Raw genomic sequence first — 24,960 nt, 5'->3', positions numbered from 1 at the left:
TTATTTTTTGGTATTCATCATAACGCCGAGCATTGCATAACCTGAGCTTAAATCTTCTTTTTGGACTATAACCTTATCGGGCACGGTGATTTTGATATTTGTAAAATTCCAAATTGCCTTGATTCCGGCTTTTACAATGGCGTTTGCGGCCTCTTGAGCATATTTTGAAGGAACCGTCAAAATAGCGATTTCGGGCTTATATTCTTTAACTTTTGTTTCCAATTCATCCATTCCAAACACAGGAAGTTCATGAATTTCTTTTCCAATTTTTCTTTTGTCTGAATCAAAGGCGGCACAAATGTCCAGCCCATGTTCTTTAAAACCTTGGTAGCCTGAAAGAGCTGTACCTAAACTTCCTGCCCCTATTACAAAGGCCTTTTTTTCTTTATTCCAGCCTAAAAATTTTTCGATGGCCGTTATCAGTAATTTGACGGGATAGCCTTTTTTGGGCTTACCTACAATTCCCGTAATTGTCAGGTCCTTTCTAACCTGAATGGGTTCAAGTTCCAACTCTTCGGCAATGACCGTTCCCGATATGTATTCCAACTTATCGGCCTCTGCTTTTTTTACAAGGTGAAGATAAGAAGGCAGCCTCCGTACAGATGGGGCCGCCGGTACTTTTTGTTTTGCCATAGTATCCTTCTTAAAATAAAAGTATTTATACTATCAATATTACATTCAAATACTTGTAATGTCAAGGAAGCTTACAGGAAGACGCAGATGATTTTAAATTATCCGGTAAAAAATTGTGCATTAGTCCTTGACAAGCTCTCTATTTTGTAATATTATTGATTTTATACTATTTTATTTAAGGAGAGCCGGAATGCCTTGCGGAAAAAAACGAAAACGAAAGAAGATGTCGACGCATAAACGAAAGAAGAAGCTTAGAAAGAATCGACATAAGAACAAGAAATAAATTAGGAGGGTATACCCCTAATTGTTCAAATATCTATAGCTTTCGGTTAAACGGAAGGGGGGCTCAGCTTTGAAGCCCCTTTTTTTTAGATTTGAGCGGAATATAATGACAAAAAACAGCTTATTAAGTAAAATAAAAGGCCCCGAGGATATAAAGCTCCTTTCCTATAATGAACTTAAAGACCTCGCTGTAGAAATACGAAAAGAAATTCTCACTGTAGTAGGCCATAACGGCGGCCACCTTGCAAGCAATTTGGGTGTAATAGAGCTTACGCTTGCGATTCACAGGGTTTTTTCAAGTCCCCATGATGCGGTTGTCTGGGATGTAGGTCATCAGTCATATACGCATAAAATGATAACAGGCAGGCAATCCCGCTTTTCTACCTTACGCCTTTGGGAAGGCCTTTCAGGTTTTCCAAAAAGAGAAGAAAGTGTTCACGATGCCTTTAATACCGGCCATGCTTCAACTTCAATTTCTGCAGCTCTGGGTATTCTTGAAGGAAAAAGATTAAACAAGGATTCCGGAAAGGTTATAGCCGTTATAGGTGACGGTGCTATGACCGGCGGAATGGCCTTTGAAGCTCTTTCAAATGCCGGAGAATTAAAAAAAGATTTAATAGTTATAATAAACGACAATAAAATGTCCATAAGCAAAAATACGGGGGCTTTTTCCGAGTACTTGAGCCGCCTTACGGTTCATGAAGGCTACCAGCGTTTTAAGTACCTCTTTGACAAGGCTGTGGGCTCAATACCCCTTGTAGGAAACAAACTTAATTCCATAATTTGGCGTTTAAAAAGAGGAATGAAGGGGATATTCTACAAGAATAATATCTTTGTTGATTTCGGTTTTGAATATGTCGGCCCCATAAACGGCCACAATATGAGAGAACTTGAAAAGGTTTTAAAAAACGTAAAAAAATTAAACAGCCCCGTTGTAATGCTTGTAGAAACCATCAAGGGTAAGGGCTATCCTTTGGCGGAAATAAATCCTGCGGCCTTTCATGGGATCGGGCCCTTTAACATTGCCGATGGAAAGGTAGAAAAAAATGATGCGATTACCTTTACGCAAGCCTTTGGAAAGGCTTTGGTAAAAGCCGCCGAAAAAAATTCGAAAATTGCAGCTATAACGGCAGCAATGGAATCGGGGACAGGCCTTTCTCTATTTCATAGCAAATTTCCTGAAAGATTTTTTGACGCAGGTATTGCCGAAGGCCATGCCGTTACCTTTGCAGCAGGACTCGCCTCAGCAGGAATGAAGCCTGTTACGGCAATTTACAGTACCTTTTTACAACGCTCAATCGACCAGATTATACACGACACTTCAATACAAAATTTGCCCGTGATTTTTGCTATAGACCGTGCAGGTCCCGTTCCGGCAGATGGAGAAACCCATCAGGGCCTTTTTGACATAGCCTTACTGCGCCCTGTTCCCAATATGACAATTCTTTGTCCTGCATCCGAAAAAGAGTTGGAGCTGATGCTTTCTTGGGCTCTTATGCAGGATAATCCCATAGCAATAAGGTATCCTAAGGCCGACTGTCCGAAAGAAATCCCCGAGTTTTCTCAAAGCATAGAAAAAGGACGCGGTGTACTTATAAAGAATTCCGATAAGAGCCGCATTTTAATAACCTGTACCGGAGGGATGTACAATGAAGTTAAAGAGGCTTCTGCAATTCTTGCTCATCGAGGCTTATCCACCGATATTTATAATGTGAGATTTGCAAAGCCCATAGACGAAAACTACTTTTTAAATATTACAAAAGACTACTCATACATTCTTTTTGTAGAAGACGGTATGAAGATAGGCAGTCTAAGCTCATATTTGGAATCCCTTATTTTAAGGTACGAAAGCAACAAGACCGGGTCTCAAAGTAACAAGACCGGGCTGCAAAATAAAAAAACTGCGGTATTGGCTTTTGAAGATATGTTCTTCCCCCATGGTACCCGCTCCGAAATTTTTAAGGGTGCAGGCGTATCGGCCGAACACATAGTACAAGCAGCAGAGCTGCTTTTTACCGAAACTCATACCGTTTCGGCTTCTACCGCTATTCCGGTAAAGGAGAATTAGGATATGGAATTTATTAGAAACATTACGGCTTTTTATTCTTCATATCTAAGGCCTGTTTTTGATGTGCTTTTACTCGCTTTTTTGATGTATAAGGCTTATCAAATTTTATTAAAAACTCAGGCAATTCAGCTTATAAAGGGTGCAATGTCTATATTGGTCATTTATGCTGTTGCCATGATTTTTAATCTTAAAACTCTTTTATGGCTTTTAAATACCTTGGGACCGGGACTTGTTATAGGTGTAGCCATCGTATTTCAGCCCGAACTTCGTAAAATATTTTTAAAGATAGGACAGAGCAACTGGCTTAGAACCGGAAAGCACTCAAACCACAGCCATATCGACTCGGTTGTTACTGCTGCCGAAATCTTATCCGATAAAAGGCGGGGAATGCTGGTAGTTTTTATGCGCCGGAATAATTTAAAGGATATTATCGATACGGGAACAAAGCTTAATGCAGGGCTTTCATCCAGCCTATTGGTTACGATTTTCGGGCATGATACCCCTCTTCATGACGGAGCTGCCATTGTTCAAAACGGAATGATAGTTTCTGCAGGCTGTTTTCTTCCTCTTTCGGAACAACAGGATATAAGAAAGAGCTTTGGAACCCGTCACAGGGCGGCAATAGGTGTTTCCGAAGAAACGGATGCAGTCGTTCTTGTCGTATCCGAAGAAACGGGAGCCTTGAGCCTTGCCTATGATTCCCATCTTTATTACGACTTAAGTGCGGATGAAGTTGTAGCCCAGCTTGAGCAGCTTTTGGAAATAAAAAAATATTTTGCTCAAGAAGAATCTTTGGATTTAGCGGAGGCCTTACAAGATGAAAATTAGAAAAATTTTTGACCGTTTAGCGGAAAACTGGCTTGCAAAGGTTATAAGTTTTGCTCTTGCCATAGTTTTGGTACAGTTATATAAGGGCAGTCTTTTAGAGAAGAAGTATTTTTATGCTCCTCTTGTTATAGAAAATTCGGGAGATCTGGTTCCGGCTGTGAATATTCCGAGGCTGGTTAAAGTTTCGGTTTGGGGAGATTCAACCGTAATAGCCCCGATCATGGAAGAGCATATAACGGCCTATATGGATTTGTCTGCAATCAGCAGTCCCGGAGAGTACCGTATTCCCATACAGGCTAAACTAAAGGGCTTGGCTTCAAACATCAGTGATTTTGAAGTTGAAGTTGAACCTTCCGATATAACATTGACACTTGAGGAGAGTTTATCTAAGAGGGTTAATGTCCGCTTAAATCTGGGGGGCGTTCCGGCGGAAAATTATGAAGTTTATGAAAGAGATGTGGACCCTGCCACAGTAGAAATAAAGGGCCCTCACTCTGTCGTTTCACAAATTGAAGAAATGCTGACAAACAGTGTACAAATAGATAACCGCAAAACCGGATTTTCAGGCTATGTAGAGGTCTTTGCCTCTAATCCTCTCGTTTCCGTAATAGGGACTTCCAGAATTGCCTATTCGATTAAGATACGTGAAATAGTAAGTTTACAAACTTATGAGGAAATAGCTCTTTATTTTGAAAATCTAAACGAGAAATTTGAAGTTGTGACGGATTCTGTTTTGGGAAATATCACTGTAAAAGGTACTAAGTCTAATATTGCTTCATGGACTCTGCCTGAAAATGTTTTGAGAGTAAACTGCAGCAATATAACAAAGCCCGGCGTGTACAGCTTGCCGGTTCAAGCCGTTATTCCGGGAAAGCTTTCTCTTATAGATGCGAATCCTAAAAATATTCAGTTTGAAGTCAAGATAAAAGAAGCAAAGACATCCGAATAAGATGATACTCGGTCTAGGTATTGATATAGTTGAAGTTTCCCGTCTCGAAAAATGGCTGAACGATAAAAAGCTCCTTGAAAGGTTTTTTAATAAAGAAGAACTTGAATATGTGCTTTCCAAGAGAGACGGGGCTGCCCCTTCCTTGGCCGTCCGCTTTGCGGCAAAAGAAGCCTTTGGAAAGGCCCTTGGAACCGGCCTCGCAGGGATAGAGCTAAAAGATATAGCCGTTGCAAACGATAAAACGGGAAGGCCTTTTTTAGAACTTTTCGGCACCGCCCTTCAAGCCTTAAAAGAAAAGGGCGGGGCATCTATTCATCTTTCTCTAACTCACGAAAAAACAACCGCCGCCGCCGTTGTTATAATTGAAGGGTGATGTGTAATAAATAGCGGGGGGAAATAAACTATAATTTTTCAATTTCTGCTTCGGGAAGGCCTGTCATCAGCAAAATCTCAGAAATTGGATAACCTCGCTTTTTCATAAGTTTAGCTGTTTCTATACTTTTGTCATAAGCTCCCTTATATCTGGCGTCCATTTCAAAAGTAGACATTAACCTGTATTCTTGCCTTGCTTGTTCGTTTTTTTTTATTGTTTGTATCATAGCTTCTATCTCCCTCGTAAATTCATTTTTTGCCTTACCTGTTTTAAGATATTCTAAAAATTCCTTTAATTCTTTGTTCTTAGTGTTATAAAAGGCTTCTGTGTTTATTATAATCTTTTTTGTTCCATCTTGTAAAGATATGTTTTTATCTTCAAAACAGATGTTTTCAAAAGTATAAACAGGTCTGTTTTTACCGATAACATCAAACAGACAAATAAAAATTATAAAGCTGTCGTTTAAATCATTATAAGAATTTCCTTTATCCAAGAACGAAATATCGATGGCTGCTTGGTAGAACCTCATTCTTTTAGGTATATTCTTTTCGTCACTTACCTGTATTTCTACATCATAGAATTTACCGTTTTCAGTTTGTACCAGCACGTCAAACCTTACGGATTTAGCCTGTTCGTAGGTGTTAATATTATGCTGTATCGAAATATAAGAAATTTGACCTATCGTGTCTGATAGAATCATTTCGATGAGTTTTTTACATAAATCCGGATTTTGCATAACTTTACAGAACATAAAGTCATCTTGTAATGTTAAATCTTCAAATCTTTTTAGCATTTTTTTCTCCTAATTTTTTCACATTTTCCCTCCCCATTATATTTATAGAAAATATTTGAAAAAAATAGTAAGGCTAGAAAAAGATTTTTGTAATCGATGCAGTTTTAAAACTATCTTTGCGGTCTTTGCGTTCGCTGCGGTTAAATCAACAACTGCCATTACAAAAATGAGGGAAATGTGTTATAATATAACAGGTGAGGATATGCTATGAGTACGGCAAATAGAAAATACAAAGGTTCCGTTTTTGTAGACCGTCAGTGATAAGACACTTAAACTCTCAGCCGCTTTTATAGAACAAAATGAGTATTCTCATCTTGAGTTGAACGTTAAGGTAATAAACATAAATCAGCAAAATCAGCATCCGATATTGAAACACTGTCAAACAATGTGTGAGTATAGCGTATTTGTAAATACGGTAAGAAAATGGAAGGGTGTAGATACTCAAAACGGCTTTCAAAAAGCGATTGAAGAGTGTATAGCAAATAATATCTTGAAAGATTATCTCAAACGTAAGACTAGGGAGGTATTAAATATGTTACTAGCTGAATATGATTATGAAGCAGATATAGCAGTGCAAAGAGCCGAAGAACGGGAAATAGCCTTCGCCGAAGGCGAAGAAAGAGGCTCTTACCAAAAAGCCATTGAAACGGCAAAACTTATGTGTAGGCATAATTATCCGATTGCCGAAATTTGTACAATGACAGGTCTCAGCCAAGAAGAAATTGAAAGCGTTTAATTAATCGGTAGCGGATAGCCTCAATTTTTCATAAGTTTGGCTGTTTCTTTCTTGTTGCCGAAACATCGCTTTATTGTATGCTGTAGCTTTATCAAAACTCTTTTTTTTCATATATTTTTATGCTAAAAAAAATGGAAACTGGAATAGACAAAATAATTATTCCAGTGAATATCATAACATAAAAAGAATTTTCTTTAAAAGTATTTAAAAGATTTAAAACATAGATATTTAAATTTTTAATACCTGAAAACACAAAAATAGCCCCCATATATACCACTCCCTTAATAATTTGAGACTTGGCGAAACTCAAATATTCTAAAGGAATAAATAAAATATTATATATAAATTGAATTATAAAAAAGTTTATAAAAAATATACTTGATATTTGAAAGGGGTTTCTAACTAAAAAAGATATTATAAAACTAAATCCCAAGAAGGTGCTGATCATTAAAAGACCGAACAAAAGTATAATAAGGTAACGGCTGATAACTATTTCTTTTCGGCTTACAGGCAGGGAGTTCAATAAAATATCTTCTCCCTGCTTTATTCCCTCCTTGCGTTCAACCTTGGTTATCCCCGAAAACAGATGCATGGATACAAGATAAGGGAAAAAAACCATCAAAGGATTATTTGTAGCCGCAATGATTATGGGGGATAATAAAAAAAGGATTATAAAAATTTGTTTGTTATTCTTTATTTTTCTTATATGTGTTAAAAGCAATTGTCTCATAAAAATTCTCCTATAAAAAATTTTTGCAACAAATATCAATTTGCGAAAAAAGTTTTTTCACGCAGTTTGTTTACAAACTGCATACAATAATGCGACGTTTGCCGAAAGGCAAACTCGGCAGATAAACAGTGAGGCTGAATTTCTGCCGAACTGTTTATCACACCTCCTTATAAAAATTTAATTTGAAGCTTTTTCATAAAAAAACATAATGTCTTCTAAAGCAGGTTTTTCGATTATGAGGCTTGCAGGAAGACCTTGTTTTTCTTTTGTGAGGGCTTCAAAACCTACTCCGGTTTTGCGTATTCCGATAAGTTTACTTTCTATTCCTCTTTTTAACTCATCGAGCCCACCCTTGACCAAGGCATATTCCGAAAAAATATCGTCCTTTCTCTTTGAAAAAACTACCTCTCCGTTTTTGATAAATGTGACATAGTCTGCAATACGTTCCAAGTCGCTTGTAATATGGGTAGAAAAAAAGATGCTGCATTTTCCGTCACTTATTACATCATAGAAAATATCCAAAAGTTCCCGTCTTATAACCGGATCCAAACCGCTTGATGGTTCGTCCATAATTATAAATTGTGCATTATGGGATAGGGCGAGGGCAAGTGAATATTTGGTTTTCATTCCCTTTGACAGCTGTATTATTTTTTGTGTTTCATCCAGCTTAAATTGCGAAAGATAATTTTTGTAAGCCTTCCAATCCCAGAAATTATAAAATGAAGCGATAATCTTTGTCATGTCTTTTATTTTTAATTGTTCATAAAAACAGGGTTCATCATAAACAAAGCCTATCTTTTGTTTTAAAGAGCTGAAGTTTTTTTCGGCAGACTGACCGAAAATTTCTATGAGTCCCGAATCTTTTTTGATTAGCTGCATTATAAGCTTAATCGTTGTGGTTTTTCCTGCTCCGTTTGCTCCTATAAAACCCATAACCGTTCCTTGAGGGATTTGAAAGCTTATGTTTTTAAGGCTAAAAGTTTTATAGTTCTTGTTTAAGTCTTTTATGTTTAAAATATAATCCATAATTTTCTCCCGTTAGTATTCTTCATCAAAAAGAAGCTTTACGATTTCTAAAAATTCTTTTTGTGTTATTTTTAGCCTTTTTGCCTCATCTATAGCCTCGGCTATCTTTTCTTCGATTATACATGTTCCTGCTTCTTTGAGCCTTTCAGGATTTTGATAGGCTACAAAGGAGCCCTTTCCTTGAACCGAATCTATAAAGCCGTCTCTTTCCAATTCGTCGTAAGCCCTCTTGGTTGTAATAACCGAAATTTGTAAATCCTTTGCCAATGTCCTTATAGAGGGAAGGGGTGCTCCTTCTTCTATTTCTCCGTTTAGAATTGCCTTTTTTATAGCAGAATATACCTGTTCGTATATGGGAGCTTGGGATGAATTGGATATAATTATTTTTAGAATTTCCTTTACCTCTTTGAAAAAAATAGCGGCGCCTAATGTATATATAGTATATACTGTATATAAACACTTGTCAAGACCTAAAAAGAAATTTTATAAAACTAAGTAAATACATTTCCCTCTTCTCTTTTTTCTTAAATTTTGATACATTATAAGGCATATGTTAGATTCTATAATTAAAATTCTTTTCGGTTCAAAGCATGAGCGGGATATTAAGGCCATGCTCCCGATTTTACACAAGATAAACGAAAAAGAGGCTTGGGCTCTTTCTCTCTCCGAGGAGGAGTTTAAGGCAAAAACGGATGAGTTTAGGGAACGCTATCAAAAAGGGGAATCATTGGATTCTTTTATCCCCGAAGCCTTTGCCCTTGCACGGGAAGCTGCCAGGCGTATCTTGGGAGAGCGTCCATACGATGTTCAGATTTTAGGCTCCCTTGTTCTTCATTCCGGTAAGATTGTTGAAATGAAAACGGGTGAGGGTAAGACCCTTATGAGCGTTGCAGCCGCCTACTTAAACAGCCTTACAGGGAAGGGTGTCCATATTGTAACTGTAAACGATTACCTTGCAGAACGTGATGCCGATTGGATGAGACCCGTTTATTCTTATCTGGGTGTAAGTGTCGGTGTTATTCTTTCCAATATGGAAAACGATGCCCGCCGTATAGAATATAACTGTGATATAACCTACGGTACCAATAACGAGTTCGGCTTTGATTACCTCCGCGACAATATGCAGATGAGGCTCAAGGACAAGACCCAAAGAGAATTTTCTTTTGCAATCGTAGACGAAATCGACTCTATCTTGATAGACGAGGCTAGAACTCCCTTGATTATTTCGGGAGCTGCCGAAGACGATACTCAGCGCTTTTTTGAAGTTGACCGCCTCATAGGTCAATTAAAAGAAGTCGAAAAAAATCCCGAAACGGGCGAATATCCGAATGAGCTTGAGGGAGAAGAAGTTATCGGGGATTATACGATAGACGAAAAAAGTAAGAGGGTTTCTTTTACCGATTCAGGTATGCTCCATATTCAGGATATCCTTCAAAGGCAGGGACTTATCAAAAGCGGGAACCTCTTTGATGAAGAAAACTTTGAATATATTCACTATTTTACCCAATCGGTAAGGGCTCATGTTCTTTTCCATATTGATGTGGACTATGTTATTCAGGATGGTCAGGTACAGATAGTAGACGAGTTCACAGGCCGTGTTTTAGAGGGCCGCCGTTATTCGGACGGGCTCCATCAAGCTATTGAAGCTAAGGAGCATATTAAAATCGCTCAAAGGAACAGAACCCTTGCGACCATTACATTCCAAAACTTTTTTAGAATGTACGATAAACTTTCGGGCATGACCGGTACTGCAGATACGGAAGCCGTTGAGTTTACAAAGATTTATAACTTGGATGTTGTCGTTATCCCGACAAACCTCCCTGTTGCCCGAAAAGACGAACACGATGTAATCTACCTAAACGAAAACGATAAATTTGAAGCCCTTTGTACCGAAATAAGCGAGGCTTATAAGAGGGGGCAGCCCGTCCTCGTAGGTACGGTTTCTATCGAAAAATCTGAGCTTATTTCAAAACTCTTAACAAAGAGAGGCGTAAGACACGAGGTTTTAAACGCCAAAAATCACGAGAGGGAAGCTCTTATAATTGCAGAAGCCGGAGCAAAGGGTTCCGTTACCATAGCCACCAATATGGCGGGACGAGGTACGGATATTAAGCTGGGCGGAAGTCCCGAAATGAGGGCTAAAAAACGCACTGGCACAAATCCCAATCCGGATTATTATGAAAAGGTTCTTGCCGAAGAATATGCAAAATGGCAAAGCGATTATAATGAGGTAAAAGAACTCGGAGGCCTTTACGTAATAGGTACGGAGCGTCATGAAAGCCGCCGAATCGATAATCAGCTTCGAGGCCGTTCGGGCCGTCAAGGAGATCCGGGACGCTCCAAGTTCTTCCTTTCCCTCGATGATGACCTGATGAGGCTTTTCGGAGGCGAAAACTTAAAAAATGTTATGTCCAAGATAGGAATGAGGGCAGGGGAACCCATCGAGCATCCTTGGATAAATAAGAGCATCGAAAAGGCTCAGACAAAGGTAGAAAACCGCAACTTCGATATTCGAAAACATTTGTTGGAATATGACGATGTACTGAACGAACAGCGCTCTTTTATCTATGAGCAGCGAAATGCAATCCTTGAAGATGAAAATCTTATCGAGCGTATTTACGCAACCCTCGAAGAATTTATAAGCGAAAAATTCGATGAGTATAGTTCAAGCTCAAAGGCCGAAAAAGAAGAAAGAGCCCGTCTTATAAAAGATATCTTTAGAGAAAAGTTTTCCTATACTCTGACCGAAGAAGATTTTGCAAATATCGACAAAAAAAATCATGAAGAAGAGATAAACGAATTTGTAGAGCATTTTACAAAGGAGCTTAAAGAAAAAGAAGCTCTTGCAGGTAAAGAAAACCTGAACATGTTTATCCGCTACCAATACTTGCAGGCTATAGACAAAAAATGGCTCGACCATCTTGAAAATTTGGAATCCTTGCGTGAGGCAGTTTATCTTCGCTCCTACGGACAAAAAAATCCTTTAACCGAATACAAACTTGAAGGATTCGATATTTTTTATTCCATGCTTGACGATATAAGAATCGAAATAGCCTCCCGTCTTGTCCGTGTTCAAATCAGTACGGAAGAAGAAGCCCATGCTTCACGCCAAATGCGTTCCATTCAGGGAAATGCCCAGCACAATTCGATGGGAAGTTTTTCAGGTTCAGGTCATGGAATGGGACCCACAGCCCTTTCTGCACGAAGCCGTCCTGAAAATGCTCAGGTTGTGCGTACAGTTCCCAAGGTCGGAAGGAACGATCCATGTCCATGCGGCAGCGGAAAAAAATACAAATACTGCTGCGGAAAAAACGGTTAATGGGAATTTGGAATGAAAAAAAAACTTGCGGTGCTGGTTTCGGGAAACGGGTCTAATCTTCAAGCCGTAATTGACGGAATAAAAAACGGCTCCATTGATTATAAGATTGAGGCTGTGGTTTCAAACAAAAAAGAAGCCTTTGCCCTCAGCCGTGCCGAAAGGGAGGGAATAAAGACTATTTATCTTCCTTTTAAAAAAGGCTCATCTCGAAATGAATATGATGCTCTCCTTGCCGAAAAGGTTAAAGAGTTTAAGCCCGATTATGTTTTATTATTAGGCTGGATGAGAATTTTAACTGACAGCTTTATAGCTACGTTTAAGGATAGGCTTATAAATCTTCATCCGGCCCTGCCCGGAACTTTTCCGGGGACGGAGGCTATCGAAAGGCAGTACGAAGCCTTTATGAAGGGAGAAATCTCCCGCTGCGGGATTATGACCCACTTTGTCCCGGATGAAGGAGTAGATTCGGGGCCTGTGATTTTTACTGAGGAAGTTCCGGTTTTTCAAGGAGACAGGCTTGAAGATTTTGAAAAAAGAGTGCATGAGGCGGAACATCGCCTTGTAATAAAAACGCTAAAATTTTTATCAAAGGTTTGATAAGCATGGAGAGAAGATTATGGGATTGGTATTGGCATCGGTTTCCGATAAGACAGGTTTAAAGGATTTTGCATTCCGCTTAAAAGCGGCAGGTTATGATTTTATTGCCTCAGGAGGAACGGCAAAGACCTTACAAGAGGCCGGCATTAAAGTAAAAGAAGTTTCGGAATACACCTCTTCTCCCGAAATTTTAGGCGGGAGGGTTAAAACTCTTCATCCTATGATTCATGGCGGTATTTTAGCCCGCGATACAAAAGAGGATAGGGCAGAGCTAAAAGCTCTCGGCTTTAGCGGCATAGACATTGTAATAGCCAACCTATACCCCTTTGAAAAAACTATCAGTTCCCCCGATTCAACTGAAAGCGATTGCATCGAAAACATAGACATAGGCGGTGTAGCTCTTTTAAGAGCTGCCGCAAAAAACTATTCCCGCGTTACTGTTATCTGCGATCCGGCCGACTATGACGAAGTTTCTTCCGAAATTGAAAAGACGGGAGAGATTTCTCTTTCTTTACGCAAAAGACTGGCAATAAAGGCCTTTGACCTTTGTACCCGCTACGATGCTGCAATAACTTCTTGGCTTAGCGGGCTAAGCCGGCTTAGCGGGGGTATAGAAGAAAAAACCTCTCTTACCCTGTGTGCTTATCCCGGTCAGGATTTGCGTTACGGGGAAAACCCTCATCAAAAAGCTTGGCTCTATACAAACGAACCTAAGGCCGGTCCCTTGGGAGGAAAGGTCTTACAGGGAAAGGCTCTTTCCTATAACAATATCCTCGATGCCGACGCCGCATGGAGGGCTGTTTCTATGTTTACAAAACCTGCAGCCGTTGTGGTAAAGCACCTTACCCCTTGCGGCCTTGCCGAAATAAATGAAGAACCTGCAAAAAGCTCTTCATCTTCTTTGCCTAATTCGGAAGTTTCTCTTGCTTTAAGGGCAGCAATCGACTGCGATCCCGTTTCGGCCTTTGGAAGTATAATCGCCTTAAACCGTCCCTTCGATAAGGCTTCCGTTGAAGCCCTTGGAGCCTTATTTGTTGAGTGCATCATTGCTCCTCTTTTTACCGAAGAAGCAAAAGAACTTTTATCCGGCAAAAAAAACTTACGCTTAATCGAGGCTCCCATCCTTCAAGAAAAAGAGCCGTATGAATATAAGTCTGTCTTGGGCGGCTTTTTAAAGCAAGAAAAAGACTTGGGAGACCCCGAAGGTACTGAATATAAAGACGCAGCGGAAAGAAAGGCTGAGCCTTTTGAAAGGGCTCTTTTACAATTTGCCATGAAGGCTTGTACTATGGTTAAGTCCAATGCCATTTTGCTCGCAGCCCCGATAGACTTGTCAAATCCCCAAAAAGGTTTTTGTTCCGTCGGCATAGGCTGCGGTCAGCCCAACAGGGTAGATGCTGCCCGCCAAGCAATAGAAAGAGCCGGCGAAAGAGTTAAAAACTCTGTCCTAGCCTCCGATGCCTTTTTCCCCTTTCCCGACACAATCGAGGAAGCTGCAAAAGCCGGCATAAAAGCCGTAATCCAGCCCGGCGGCTCAATCCGCGATTACTTAAGCATCGAAGAATGTAACAAACACGGAATGGCCATGCTGATAACAGGCGTAAGACATTTTAAGCATTAGAAATTTTTAATACGAGATTTTTTTTATGATATTATCTTTTTGACGCCAGTTTTTGTTTACGCGGACTTGAAGATCCAATTGAACCTTGTAGGGAAAAATTTTACGCAGTTCGGCCATGGATTTTATCCTTATACTCTTAATTACTGCGGCTCCCTTGCCTATGAGCATAGCCTTTTGGCTTTCTTTTTCGACATAGAGGAAGGCTCGAACCCAGAGTTCTTTGCCGTTTTTATGCATTTCGGCATCTTCTACGCCTGCATAGAGGGCGTGAGGAATTTCTTCCCTTGTGTGAAGAATAGCCTGTTCCCTTATAATCTCCGTAATCCTAAAGACTACATCCTGATCGGTGTAGATGTCTTCGGGGTAGAGGGCTTCCCCTTCGGGGAGGAGCTCTATGAGGAGGGAAAGAATTTCGTTTATGCCCTCATCCTTTAGGGCGGAAATTTCAAAGATTCTTTCTTGCGGAATATCGGGTAAGAGGCTTAAAAGCTCTTTTTTTACAAGGTCTGCTTTCGAGGATTTGAGGTCGGCTTTGTTTAGGCCTATTACGGTTTTGTTTTGCAGGGGGATAAGAAGAGAACAGATATTTTTTTCTTCCTCTCCGAATTCCCGTGAAAGGTCTATCAGATATAAAACAGCATCCCCTTCTTCTAAGCGGGTTTTAGCAATTTCTTGAAGTTTTAGGTTTAATTTTTTTTCGGATTTGTGGTAGCCGGGGGTATCTATAAAAACTATTTGTCCCTTGGTAGTGTTTACGATACCCCTGATTGCGTTTCGGGTGGTTTGCGGAATTGCTGAGACAATCGAAACCTTTTCGCCTGAAGCCGTATTTAAAAATGTAGACTTTCCGGCTGAAGGGCGGCCTATTATCGTTACAACTCCGCTGTTCATTTTATGCGCTTTGGCATCCTTCGCAAGATGTGCAAGAGTTAAACTTTACCTTGTTTTCGGTAAGCACAAGTACCTTTGTCGGGCAGCCTTCAACACACTTATTGCAGGAATCGCAAAGAGTATAATCTACCTTGGGTATTCCGTCTATTACCTTGATAGCTCCCGTAGGACAATTCTTTTCGCACTTCATGCACTTTATGCAGCCTCGTTTACAGTTTTTCATAATTTGAGGCTTACGCGGGTTTCTGCATGAACAGAGGGCTATAGCTCCTTTTTGATCTTTAGGAACTGTTGTTAGGACATGCTGCGGACACAGGGCCACACAGACAGCGCAGCCCGTACACTTATCATAGTCTACCTCAGGAAGTCCGTTTTCTTTGATATGAATGGCATCAAAGGGGCATGCACGTTCACAGTCTCCAAGGCCTATACAACCCCAGTCACATTCCTTTGTTCCGTTAATTGAAATTTTTGCGGCCTTACAGGTTTTTACGCCTACATAGTCGCACTTGTCTCGGCAAACATCATGAGAGCCTTGGCATGTCAAAACCGCAACTCTTGCGGAAGCTGAGGCATTAACTCCCATTATCTTTCCTATGGCCTCGGCAACAGGGGCTGCTCCTACAGGGCATCCGTTTACGGGTGCATCTCCTGCGGCAACTGCTGCTGCAAATCCGTCACAGCCGGGATAACCGCAGGCACCGCAGTTTGCTCCCGGAAGAACCTCTCTTACGGCTGCAGCCGTTTTATCCGGTTCTACATAAAAGATTTTCTTAAAAAAGCCCAGCAAAAGGCCCAACAAAAGAGACAATACCAGCGATACGGCCAAGGTCAATAAAATAATATTCATGCATACTCCAATAAAACTTTATTTCCCTTGTATAATGCCATATTTTTACATTTTGTGCAAGTAATGGGTTTTAAAAATACTTTAAGAAAATGGTAATAAAATTTGAAAATTGACATAATCTTATTTTTTCATTATAATGAGCCCTATGTTAAATCCTGAAAATATACGCAATTTTTGTATTGTAGCTCACATAGACCACGGTAAGTCTACCTTATCCGATAGGCTTATCGAAAAGACTAAGATAATCGATGAGCGCTATCACCGCAATCAGATGACCGATGATATGGACATAGAGCGGGAGCGGGGCATTACCATAAAAAGCCATGCCGTCCGAATTCCTTATACGGCTAAGGACGGTAAAAACTATGTTTTAAACTTTGTAGATACGCCCGGACACGTAGACTTTTCCTATGAGGTTTCGCGTGCCATAGCTTCTTGTGAGGGGGCCATCTTAATTGTAGATGCCACTCAGGGCGTTGAATCCCAAACCCTTTCAAATATGTATCTTGCCCTTGAGCATGACTTGGAAATTCTCCCCGTCATAAACAAGATAGATTTACCTGCGGCCGATATAGATGCTGCAAAACATCAGATAGACCATGACCTGGGACTTGATTCCGATGCGGCTGTGGCCGTTTCTGCAAAGACAGGCGAAAATATCGATGCTCTTTTTGAAGCTATTATAACAACCTTTCCGCCTCCCAAGGGTTCAAGGGATAATCCATTACAGGCCCTTATCTTCGATTGTCACTACGACCCTTATCGGGGAGTTGTAGTCCATGTACGTGTTTTTGAAGGAATGATAAAACCCGGAATGACTATCCGCTTTATGAATACCGGAGGCGAATACAAGGTAGAAGAAACGGGAACCTTTGTCCTAGACCTTGTAAAGCAGGATTCATTGCAGGCCGGAGAAGTAGGCTATATAATTGCAGGCATTAAAACCGTTTCGGATGTAGGTGTAGGAGATACCATCACCGATGCAGCCGCTCCGTGCAAGGCCCCATTATCCGGTTTTAAAGAAGTAAAGCCCGTAGTTTTTTCTTCCGTCTATCCTACGGATACAAACGATTATGAGGAGCTCCGCGAATCTTTTGAAAAATTAAAACTGAACGATGCAAGTTTAACGTGGGAAAAGGACTCTTCCCTTGCCCTCGGCCACGGTTTTAGGTGCGGCTTTTTGGGCCTTCTTCATCTTGAAATCGTACAAGAAAGGTTGGAAAGAGAATTCGATCAGTCGGTTATTTTTACGGCTCCCTCGGTACGCTATAAACTTACCATGCGTACGGGAGAAGAAATTATTTGCGATAACCCTGCCGATTATCCCGACGAGGGACTTATAGCCTCGGCTGAAGAGCCCTATATAAAGGCAACGCTTATAACGCCTACAAATTATCTTGGAAATGTTATGTCCCTCTGTATGGAAAAGAGGGGAGTGCAGACCAATATGACTTACTTGGACGAAAAAAGGGTTGAAATGACCTACGAGATGCCCTTAGCCGAGGTCTTGTTTGATTTTTATGACAGGCTTAAAAGCATAAGCCGCGGTTATGCTTCATTTGATTATGAGGTTATAGAAACCCGTCCTACCGATTTGGCAAAGATAGATATTTTAATTAACGGAAAGCCGGTTGACGCCCTCGCCCAGCTTGCATATAAACCGAGCGCCTATGACAAGGCTCGTCTTGTCTGCGAAAAACTTAAAGACGAAATTCCGCGTCAACAGTTTAAGATACCGATTCAGGGAGCTATCGGAAGTCAGATAATAGCCAGAGAGACAATTTCGGCCTTGCGTAAGGATGTTCTTGCCAAATGTTACGGAGGTGACATCACCCGAAAGCGAAAACTTCTCGAAAAGCAAAAGGAAGGAAAAAAGCGCATGAAGATGATAGGCGATGTAGAGCTCCCGCAGTCCGCATTCTTAGCAGTATTGAAGACTAAGGAAGATTAAATTATTAGGGGGAGAGAACACCCCGTTCAGAGCAGGGTTTAGCCTTGAAGCTCTGCTGGCTGTACTCTCCCCCTATAACCCCCTCTTTTTCCCGCACTGCCAAAGGGGTATCCCCTTTGGAAACCCCGCTTTATTACAAATTTTATGGTTTATTTTTTGGTTGAGATGAATACAAAGGAGGTTGGGTGAAATTACAGTTTTTCGATTTCGGATTCGGTAAGACCTGTAACTTGCATAATTTTTTGCAACGAGTCCCCCAGCTGTTTTAATATTTTAGCCGTTTCTCGCTTATTTTCATAAATACCCTTATACCTAGCGTCCATTTCAAAAGTAGACATTAACCTGTATTCTTGCCTTGCTTGTTCGTTTTGTTTTACTGTTTGTATCATTTCTTCTATCCTCCTTGTAAATTCACTTTTTGCCTTACCTGTTTTAAGGTATTCTAAAAATTCCTTTAATTCTTTGTCTTTGGCGTCCTTAAAAGCCTCTGAATTTATTATAACCTTTTTTGTTCCATCTTGTAAAGATGTGTTTTTATCTTCAAGACAGATGTTTTCAAAAGTATAAACAGGTCTATTTTTGCCTATAACATCAAATAAACAAATAAAAATTACAAAGCTGTCATTTAAATCGCTATAGAAATTCCCTTTATCCAAGAACGAAATATCAATGGCTGCTTGGTAGAACCTCATTCTTTTAAGTATATTCTTCTCGTTGCTTACCTGCATTCCCACATCATAAAATTTACCGTTTTCTGTCTGCACTAAAACATCAAACCTTACGGATTTTGCCTGTTCGTATGTGTTAATATTGTGCTGTACCGAAATATAGGCAATCTTACCTATTGTGTCGGCCAATATCATCTCAATGAGCCTTTTACACAAATCCGGATTTTGCATAACTTTACAGAACATGAAGTCATCCTGTAGTGTTAAATCTTCAAATTTTTTTAGCATTTGTTTATCTCGCCTCCTCATTATATTTATAAGAATTATTTGAAAAAAATAGTAAATTATAAAAATATTTCTATAAATTGAATTAAAATTAAATTGTAAAAATCGGACTCAGGATGTCCATGGTTCCAAACTTCGAGAGTTTTGCGCAAGCAAAACTCTAAGATTAAAAATGTGCATGGATGTACATTCCCCAACCGCCATGGACGGCGGTGGTTTCAAACTTCGAGAGTTTGCGCTTGCCGCAAACTCTAAGATTAAAAATGTGCATGGACGCACATTTTTAATCCACCCCCTTTTTCTTTTCCCAAAAGAATGATATAATCGCTTGTTGTTTTAATAAATAATTTTTTAAGGATGGGAACAATTTATGAGCAAAAAGACCACCGATATTATTGTTATAGGTTTTGCTTTATTTGCTATGTTTTTAGGAGCCGGAAACTTGATATTTCCGCCTACTTTGGGACACTTATCGGGAAAGGATTGGATTTTTTCTCTTTTAGGTTTTTTGGTAACGGGAGTCGGAATGCCCGTTTTGGGTATCATATCCATGGGAAAATGCGACGGACATCTTTCCAATTTTACTAAAAATATAAACCAGTTATTCGGAACTTTTTTTATAATCTTTGTTATGCTTATAATAGGGCCGCTTTTTGCCATTCCCAGAACTGCAGCTACTACTTATGAAATAGCTATCAGACCCAACTTCGGGATAAGCTCTGTTCTATCGTCCTTTATATTCTTTGCGATTACTCTTTTCTTTGTTTTAACCCCTAATAATGTTATAGATAGGGTAGGAAAGTTTTTAACGCCTGCCTTGATAGCCGTTTTAGGTCTCTTGGTTATAAAGGGCTTTATTACTCCCATAGGTAGGCCCTCAGATCCTTCAGTCGATAAGATATTTTTAAGAGGCTTTAAAGAAGGCTATCAAACTATGGACGCTCTAGGCTCTATGATATTGGCCACAATAGTTATTTCAAGTATCAGTGCAAAAGGCTACACGGAAAAAAAATCTCTTTTAAAGATGACTATCTGGACGGGGCTTATTGCATGTATAGGCTTAGGTCTTGTTTACGGAGGCCTTGTATATGTTGGAGCAACAGGAAGTGCCGTCTTACCCGATAATCTTTCACGAACCGAAATTGTAGTTCAATCCAGTGAGATATTATGGGGAAGGGGAGGCCGAATAGTTTTAGGTTTGGCAATAGGTTTGGCCTGTTTAACTACCTCAATCGGTCTTACCGCAACTGCAGGAGAGTATTTTTCCAAAAGATTTAAAGACGATATAAGCTACCGTGCCACCGTTATCATTATCTGTGTCGTAAGTTTTTTCCTTTCAAACTTCGGAGTAGATAATATTATCTCTATTGCAGGTCCTATTTTGGAAATTATTTATCCTGTAGCGATTGTGTTGATAGTTTTAAATTTGTTTGCAGAATTTATACCGAACAAGTACTTTTTTCATGGTGCAGTAATAGGCACTCTTTCGATAAGTATCCTCCAAGGCTGGGTTGCGGCTCAAGAGCTTATCAACAACTTACTTATTAAACTTGAAGCCTTTCCGGCAATGGATCAAGTGGGTATGAGTTTTAATACTACCATCAATGTATTAAAGACCCTCCCCTTTGAAGGTATAGGATTCCCATGGCTCCTTCCTGCTTTGGGTCTTTCTCTCTTATTCGGATTTGGTTATATTATTATGCAAAAGACAGAAAAAGCACCCTCAATGAAGAGGGAATCTCAAAAAAAGGATGAATAATGGCTGAGATAGAAAAAGTTAATTTATTGGATTTGGATGAAGAAGATTACGATACGGTTTTAGCTCCTGATATTCAGTTTAGCGGTAAGATAGAGTGTAAAAAACCGTTTATGATTAAGGGGCATGTGGAGGGCTTTTTGGTTTCCACAAGCGATGTAACCGTTGATGAAAATTCTGTTGTTAAGGCCAATATCAGGGCTGACAGGGTTGTGATCAAGGGGGCGGTTGAAGGTAATGTTTTGGCCGATACTATGGTGCATGTTTTTTCTTGCGGAAAACTGATAGGCGATGTTACGGCTCCGGAAGTCGTTCTTGAAAGTGGCTGCGTATTTAACGGTATTTGTACCATGACAAAGGATAAGCAATTTGGAAGATAAAAAAACAAAAATTAATTTTATCTTTAAATTTACTCTTGTTTTTTTTATGCTGTGTTGGGCTCCTCTTTTTTCTCAAAATAAGCCTGATGCTCTGGTCTTGTATAAGAACGGCCGCTATGCCGAAGCTATTGCCGTCTGTGAGGCCGAAATTAAGCAGTCTCCCAATAATTTGGACAGTTATGTTGTAATGACATGGGCTCTCTTGGCTGACGGACAATACCAAAAAACCTATGATATGGCCTTAGCCGGACGTAAAATTGCACAAACCGATCCTCGTCTTATAGCAACTCAGGCTGAGGCCTGTTATTATTTGGGTAAAAATTCCGAAGCCCTTAAACTTTTTCAAGATTATATTTCTTATGCTCCCAATGGAGTGCGTATTTCTTCTTCCTATTATTTTATGGGAGAAATATATTTGAGAATGGCAAAGTACAGGCATGCCGACATTTCTTTTTCCGTAGCCGTAACCCTTGATTCCTTTAACAGTCTTTGGTGGGTTCGTTTAGGCTATGCCAGAGAGCAGATAAAAGAATACCGTTATTCCCTTGAAGCCTACAATAAGGCCTTGAGCTTAAACAAAAACCTTGTTGATGCTCAAAAGGGGCGTGAAAGGGTTCTGCAGCGTTTTTAATCTATGAGTAATTTTTTTTCGGTTAGAATAGAAACGCTCGGTTGCCGCTTAAATCAGGTAGAATCCGAGGCTCTTGCCGTCCGTTTTGCCGAATGCGGTTTTGACGTGTTTTCAAAAGAAGCAGAGACTTCAATTTTGCCTGTAAAACTGTGTATTGTAAATACCTGTACGGTTACGGGAAAGGCGGAACAAAAAGCCCGCCGTCTTATCCGGCTTTTACTAAAGGAGCATGAAGAGTCTGTCATCCTTGTTACAGGCTGCTATGCAGAACTTGAAGCCGATTCTATCGAAAAAATAAATAAAAGAATTATAGCCTTTTCGGGCAAAAAAAAAGATGAGCTTGATGGACTTCCTCAGTTTTTAAAAGATTCCTGCCTTAAAAATAAAGATTTAAAAGAAGATACCGTTAATCTTAAAAAAAATCTTCTTATTTTTCGAAATGAAATATATGCAAAAGAAGATCAACAGGATAAATCTTTTTTGCTAAAGGAAACGGAAAGAAGAAAGTCAATGTTTAAGCTGAGCTCTCCCGTTTTTGTTTTTCATTCCAGAGCCAGTTTAAAAATACAAGACGGATGTAATAATGCTTGCGCCTATTGCAGAATAAGGCTTGCACGCGGTACTTCCGTTTCCCTGCCTGCTGAAGAAGCCGTAAGGCGGATAGTTCAAATAGAAAAAAACGGAGCCGCAGAGGTTGTTTTGTCGGGTGTAAATTTATCCCAATATAGGGACGAAACCTATGGAGGCTTTGCGAATCTTTTGGCCAAGCTTTTGGAAAATACAAAAAAAATAAGGCTCCGTATTTCGAGCATGTATCCCGAATGTGTAGATGACGGCATTTTAGAAATTGTAGCAAATAAAAGGATTTGCCCTCATTTTCATCTTTCGATACAGTCGGGAAGCGATAAAATTTTAAAGGCTATGAATAGGCCCTATAGGGAGGCCGACATCAGAATGGCGATAAATAATTTGCGCAAGGCAAAGGATAATCCTTTTATCGGATGCGATATTATTACCGGTTTTCCTTCCGAGACGGAAGAGGATTTTTTACAAACATTTAAGATGTGTGAAGATTTAAAGATTCCCGGTATCCATGTTTTTCCTTTTTCGGCCCGCCCGGGAACAAAGGCTTTTTCGATGAGACCTAAGGTTCCTGAAAGAGAAGCAGGTAGAAGGGCTTCGCTTCTTTCGGAATTGAGCGGAAAAAACTATCAAAGTTATTTGGCCTCTTGTAACGGAAAGTTGTTTTTTGGTGTTATCGAAAAACCTCAAAACAATGAGGATTTGAGGATTGTAACCGAAAATTATCTAAGTCTTCCTTTAGTAGTGAACAAGAAAGCCGAAAACTATAAGGGCGGAGAGGGTCTTTTTGTTGTCATAAAGGATGGAAATGCATATCTTGCGGATTAATGTATTTTATGATAAAATTATTTGGAAGCTTAATAAAGATATAAGGAATTTGAGCGGAGGTAAAAATGAAGAAAGTAATTGCGTTTTTGTTTTTGTGTATAATTGTTGGTTCGGCGTGTTTTGCACAGATTTCTATGCCTGAACCGGTTACTCCCTCATATGTTTCTCCCCGCATAAGCGGATTGGGGGCCCCTTTTACAACATATCAGGCCGGAACCGAGACATTGTTTACAAACCCGGCTATATTTCCTTTTTTGACCAAACGTTGGTCGGCAGGAAAGATTGCTCTCCATGCAAATGAAGATAGTTTTGGAGGTTTTGGTTCTATCTTTGCCTCTGAAAAACTAAAGACCCTTGCGGAATATCTTTACAAAGGTGACAGTAAGTATTTTGACTTTTCTGCTACAGGCCCTTTAGCCCTAAGCTTAGCCGATAGGAATTTTGCGGTAGGCCTTTTTAATAGAACCGTTTTTCATGCTGATGTACAAAATACTATAATGAAAAAACTTTTAATAGGAGAAGAGCTTTTAGTAACCGGAGGCTACGGTATCTGTCTTTATGACGATGATGTTAATAAGGTATCGCTGGGCTTTCAGATGAAGGGCTTTTTTCAAACATTTTCTTATGCTTTGAATAAGAGCAAGGCAGATATGACTTTGGCTGTGAATTCAGGCTTAAAGGATTTAAATATTGTTTTAGCTAGCGGTATCGGTTTGGATGCAGGTTTTTTATATAAGTATGACAACTACTTTTTTTTAGGTATTACATGTAAAGATGCTTATACTCCGGTCTTTTTAACCCCTTATAATAATTTTTCCGATTATAAAAAGGCAATTACGGCAGGTAAAACACAATATAAAACTCTTTTGCCTAATTTGAGTGCCGGCATAGGCTCAATGCCTGTTTTTGACGATGTATGGACTACCGTTTCTTCATGGTCATTTTATCTTGATTATCAGAATATTCTCGAGCCGATTTTTAACAAAAATAGGAGTCCTCTGCTCAACCTAGCCTTTGGAACCGAAATAGTTTTTCACAAGGTTTTAAGTTTTAGGTTGGGTATGCATGAACTTTACCCTCATTTGGGAGTCGGTCTTGATTTTACCTATTTTCAGATAGATTTTTCTGCCTTTTTAAAGGAACTGGGTAATAAACCTTGGGAAAAGCAAAAAATAGGCTTGGATTTTGCTTTTTCATTTGAATATTGATTTTTAACGTAATTTATTTTTAGGAATTCTTATGTCTTTTAAATTAAAATCAGGCAGCCGTATTAGAATTCTATCACGGCTTGCTCTTCTTTCAGCCACCCTCTTATGGGGAAGTACCTTTGTTGCAGTAAGCAGCACAAACGATTTTTTCAAGCCCAACTTCTTATTGGCTTGTCGTTTTTTGCCTGCCTGTCTGATTCTTTGTGCCGTGTTCTTTAAGCGTTTAAAACAGCTTGATAAGCGTTATGTAAAGGCCGGAATGATTTTAGGGCTGATTATGTTTGCCGGTTATTCTTTGCAGGCCATTGCAATTACTACTGCAGGGGGGCTTCCCGGCCGAAGCTCTTTTTTGGTGGCTACCTATTGTGTTTTGGTTCCCTTTGTAAACGCTGTGGTTTTAAAAAAAAGGCCGGACAAATTCAATCTTTTTGCTGCCTTTCTTTGTTTTGCGGGAATCCTTGCAATTTCGATGCCGGATTTGATTTCGGAAAGCCAAAAGGGGATAAACTGGGGAGATGTTCTTTCCCTTATAAGCAGTTTTATATTTGCCGTATACATAGTTCTTCTTCCTAAATTTATGGAAGAACTCGATGTTCCCCTAATAACGCTAACTCAATTTGCTTTTGCAGGAACTTATGCCCTTATTTTTTCTCTTTTGTTCGAGGACAATTCCAATACCGTTTGGAATTATCAGTCTGTTTTTACGCTTGTTTATTTAACCGTTCTTTGTACGGCCCTCTGCGTTCTGCTTCAAGCTGTGGGGCAAAAGAACACGCCTCCGACTACGGCAGCCCTTATTTTTTCTCTTGAATCCGTGTTCAGTATCTTTCTTTCGATAATGCTCACCGACGAAAAATTTACGCCTGCTTTAGCCCTAGGTTGTTCCTTTATCTTTATTGCAATTATAATCTCCGAAACAAAGCTTTCGTTTTTAAAAAAGAAATCGGTAGAAGTAAACTGCTAAGCACGTCAAGA

General features: G+C 39.7%; 22 protein-coding genes and 1 pseudogene. 15 read left to right on the top strand and 8 right to left on the bottom strand.

What is annotated here, in order from left to right; translation table 11 throughout:
• Nucleotides 1-633 (bottom strand): redox-sensing transcriptional repressor Rex, encoded by a 633-nt coding sequence (locus tag TDE_RS09075; protein ID WP_002669725.1) that lies wholly within the window; start codon nt 631-633, stop codon nt 1-3.
• A gap of 388 nt (nt 634-1,021) precedes the next feature.
• Between TDE_RS09075 and dxs the strand changes: the two genes are divergently transcribed.
• The 4 genes from dxs to TDE_RS09055 are packed head-to-tail and all read left to right on the top strand — an operon-like array spanning nt 1,022 to nt 5,133.
• Nucleotides 1,022-2,983: a 1-deoxy-D-xylulose-5-phosphate synthase gene (gene dxs / locus TDE_RS09070; protein WP_010957098.1), complete on the top strand. Its 1,962-nt coding sequence runs from the start codon at nt 1,022-1,024 to the stop codon at nt 2,981-2,983.
• Nucleotides 2,984-2,986: 3 nt separating this feature from the next.
• Entirely contained in the window at nt 2,987-3,811 is an 825-nt protein-coding gene (gene cdaA, locus TDE_RS09065) for a diadenylate cyclase CdaA (RefSeq protein ID WP_002669723.1), read from the top strand.
• Nucleotides 3,801-4,760 (top strand): CdaR family protein, encoded by a 960-nt coding sequence (locus TDE_RS09060; protein ID WP_002669712.1) that lies wholly within the window; start codon nt 3,801-3,803, stop codon nt 4,758-4,760. Before cdaA ends, TDE_RS09060 begins: the two co-directional genes overlap by 11 nt.
• 1 nt (nt 4,761) lies before the next feature.
• Complete coding sequence (locus TDE_RS09055; RefSeq protein WP_002679605.1) at nt 4,762-5,133, top strand: holo-ACP synthase; 372 nt, start codon at nt 4,762-4,764, stop codon at nt 5,131-5,133.
• A 28-nt stretch (nt 5,134-5,161) separates the two neighbouring features.
• On the opposite strand, the gene TDE_RS09050 is transcribed toward TDE_RS09055, so the two are convergent.
• A complete protein-coding gene (locus TDE_RS09050; protein ID WP_002679604.1) occupies nt 5,162-5,926 on the bottom strand; it encodes an Rpn family recombination-promoting nuclease/putative transposase in 765 nt (254 codons plus the stop codon).
• A gap of 256 nt (nt 5,927-6,182) precedes the next feature.
• On the opposite strand from TDE_RS09050, the pseudogene TDE_RS09045 reads away from it, so the two are divergent.
• Nucleotides 6,183-6,662: pseudogene (locus TDE_RS09045) on the top strand (hypothetical protein); the annotation flags it as partial.
• A gap of 91 nt (nt 6,663-6,753) precedes the next feature.
• Here TDE_RS09045 and TDE_RS09040 read toward each other — a convergent pair.
• The 3 genes from TDE_RS09040 to TDE_RS09030 all read right to left on the bottom strand — a co-directional run bounded on the left by TDE_RS09040 (nt 6,754) and on the right by TDE_RS09030 (nt 8,721).
• Nucleotides 6,754-7,392: an ABC-2 transporter permease gene (locus tag TDE_RS09040; protein ID WP_002679601.1), complete on the bottom strand. Its 639-nt coding sequence runs from the start codon at nt 7,390-7,392 to the stop codon at nt 6,754-6,756.
• Nucleotides 7,393-7,569: 177 nt separating this feature from the next.
• Nucleotides 7,570-8,418 (bottom strand): ABC transporter ATP-binding protein, encoded by an 849-nt coding sequence (locus tag TDE_RS09035; RefSeq protein WP_002679599.1) that lies wholly within the window; start codon nt 8,416-8,418, stop codon nt 7,570-7,572.
• Between the two features lie 12 nt (nt 8,419-8,430).
• Nucleotides 8,431-8,721, bottom strand: a complete 291-nt coding sequence (locus tag TDE_RS09030; protein WP_245522462.1) for a GntR family transcriptional regulator — start codon at nt 8,719-8,721, stop codon at nt 8,431-8,433.
• 247 nt (nt 8,722-8,968) lie between these two features.
• Here TDE_RS09030 and secA point away from each other — a divergent pair, with 247 nt between their 5' ends.
• The 3 genes from secA to purH are packed head-to-tail and all read left to right on the top strand — an operon-like array spanning nt 8,969 to nt 13,955.
• Nucleotides 8,969-11,737: a preprotein translocase subunit SecA gene (gene secA / locus TDE_RS09025; RefSeq protein WP_002679596.1), complete on the top strand. Its 2,769-nt coding sequence runs from the start codon at nt 8,969-8,971 to the stop codon at nt 11,735-11,737.
• Between the two features lie 12 nt (nt 11,738-11,749).
• A complete protein-coding gene (purN, locus tag TDE_RS09020; RefSeq protein WP_002679594.1) occupies nt 11,750-12,334 on the top strand; it encodes a phosphoribosylglycinamide formyltransferase in 585 nt (194 codons plus the stop codon).
• Between the two features lie 19 nt (nt 12,335-12,353).
• Entirely contained in the window at nt 12,354-13,955 is a 1,602-nt protein-coding gene (purH, locus tag TDE_RS09015; RefSeq protein ID WP_002679591.1) for a bifunctional phosphoribosylaminoimidazolecarboxamide formyltransferase/IMP cyclohydrolase, read from the top strand.
• A 6-nt stretch (nt 13,956-13,961) separates the two neighbouring features.
• On the opposite strand, the gene era is transcribed toward purH, so the two are convergent.
• Nucleotides 13,962-14,846 carry a GTPase Era gene (gene era, locus TDE_RS09010; protein WP_002679589.1) on the bottom strand — a complete coding sequence of 295 codons (885 nt, stop codon included), beginning with the start codon at nt 14,844-14,846 and terminating at the stop codon, nt 13,962-13,964.
• Between the two features lies 1 nt (nt 14,847).
• Nucleotides 14,848-15,696: an RnfABCDGE type electron transport complex subunit B gene (locus tag TDE_RS09005; protein WP_002669703.1), complete on the bottom strand. Its 849-nt coding sequence runs from the start codon at nt 15,694-15,696 to the stop codon at nt 14,848-14,850.
• Between the two features lie 145 nt (nt 15,697-15,841).
• Between TDE_RS09005 and lepA the strand changes: the two genes are divergently transcribed.
• Complete coding sequence (gene lepA / locus TDE_RS09000; protein ID WP_010957093.1) at nt 15,842-17,647, top strand: translation elongation factor 4; 1,806 nt, start codon at nt 15,842-15,844, stop codon at nt 17,645-17,647.
• A gap of 191 nt (nt 17,648-17,838) precedes the next feature.
• Here lepA and TDE_RS08995 read toward each other — a convergent pair whose 3' ends face one another.
• Entirely contained in the window at nt 17,839-18,603 is a 765-nt protein-coding gene (locus tag TDE_RS08995) for an Rpn family recombination-promoting nuclease/putative transposase (RefSeq protein ID WP_002679585.1), read from the bottom strand.
• 367 nt (nt 18,604-18,970) lie between these two features.
• Here TDE_RS08995 and brnQ point away from each other — a divergent pair, with 367 nt between their 5' ends.
• The 6 genes from brnQ (at nt 18,971) to TDE_RS08965 (ending at nt 24,949) form a co-directional block, all read left to right on the top strand.
• A complete protein-coding gene (brnQ, locus tag TDE_RS08990; RefSeq protein WP_002669699.1) occupies nt 18,971-20,359 on the top strand; it encodes a branched-chain amino acid transport system II carrier protein in 1,389 nt (462 codons plus the stop codon).
• Complete coding sequence (locus TDE_RS08985; RefSeq protein ID WP_002669698.1) at nt 20,359-20,736, top strand: bactofilin family protein; 378 nt, start codon at nt 20,359-20,361, stop codon at nt 20,734-20,736. Before brnQ ends, TDE_RS08985 begins: the two co-directional genes overlap by 1 nt.
• On the top strand, nt 20,726-21,367 hold the full coding sequence (locus TDE_RS08980; RefSeq protein ID WP_002679583.1) for a tetratricopeptide repeat protein: 642 nt from the start codon (nt 20,726-20,728) through the stop codon (nt 21,365-21,367). Before TDE_RS08985 ends, TDE_RS08980 begins: the two co-directional genes overlap by 11 nt.
• A gap of 3 nt (nt 21,368-21,370) precedes the next feature.
• Nucleotides 21,371-22,777 (top strand): tRNA (N(6)-L-threonylcarbamoyladenosine(37)-C(2))-methylthiotransferase MtaB, encoded by a 1,407-nt coding sequence (mtaB, locus tag TDE_RS08975; protein ID WP_002679581.1) that lies wholly within the window; start codon nt 21,371-21,373, stop codon nt 22,775-22,777.
• A 65-nt stretch (nt 22,778-22,842) separates the two neighbouring features.
• Entirely contained in the window at nt 22,843-23,985 is a 1,143-nt protein-coding gene (locus TDE_RS08970; RefSeq protein ID WP_002675036.1) for a hypothetical protein, read from the top strand.
• 31 nt (nt 23,986-24,016) lie between these two features.
• Nucleotides 24,017-24,949, top strand: a complete 933-nt coding sequence (locus TDE_RS08965; RefSeq protein WP_002679579.1) for a DMT family transporter — start codon at nt 24,017-24,019, stop codon at nt 24,947-24,949.
• Nucleotides 24,950-24,960 lie beyond the last annotated feature (11 nt).

The organism is Treponema denticola ATCC 35405 (assembly GCF_000008185.1).
GTDB lineage: Bacteria > Spirochaetota > Spirochaetia > Treponematales > Treponemataceae > Treponema_B > Treponema_B denticola.
The sequence above is the reverse complement of the archived record's forward strand: the minus strand, read 5'-3'. Positions and strand labels throughout refer to the sequence as shown.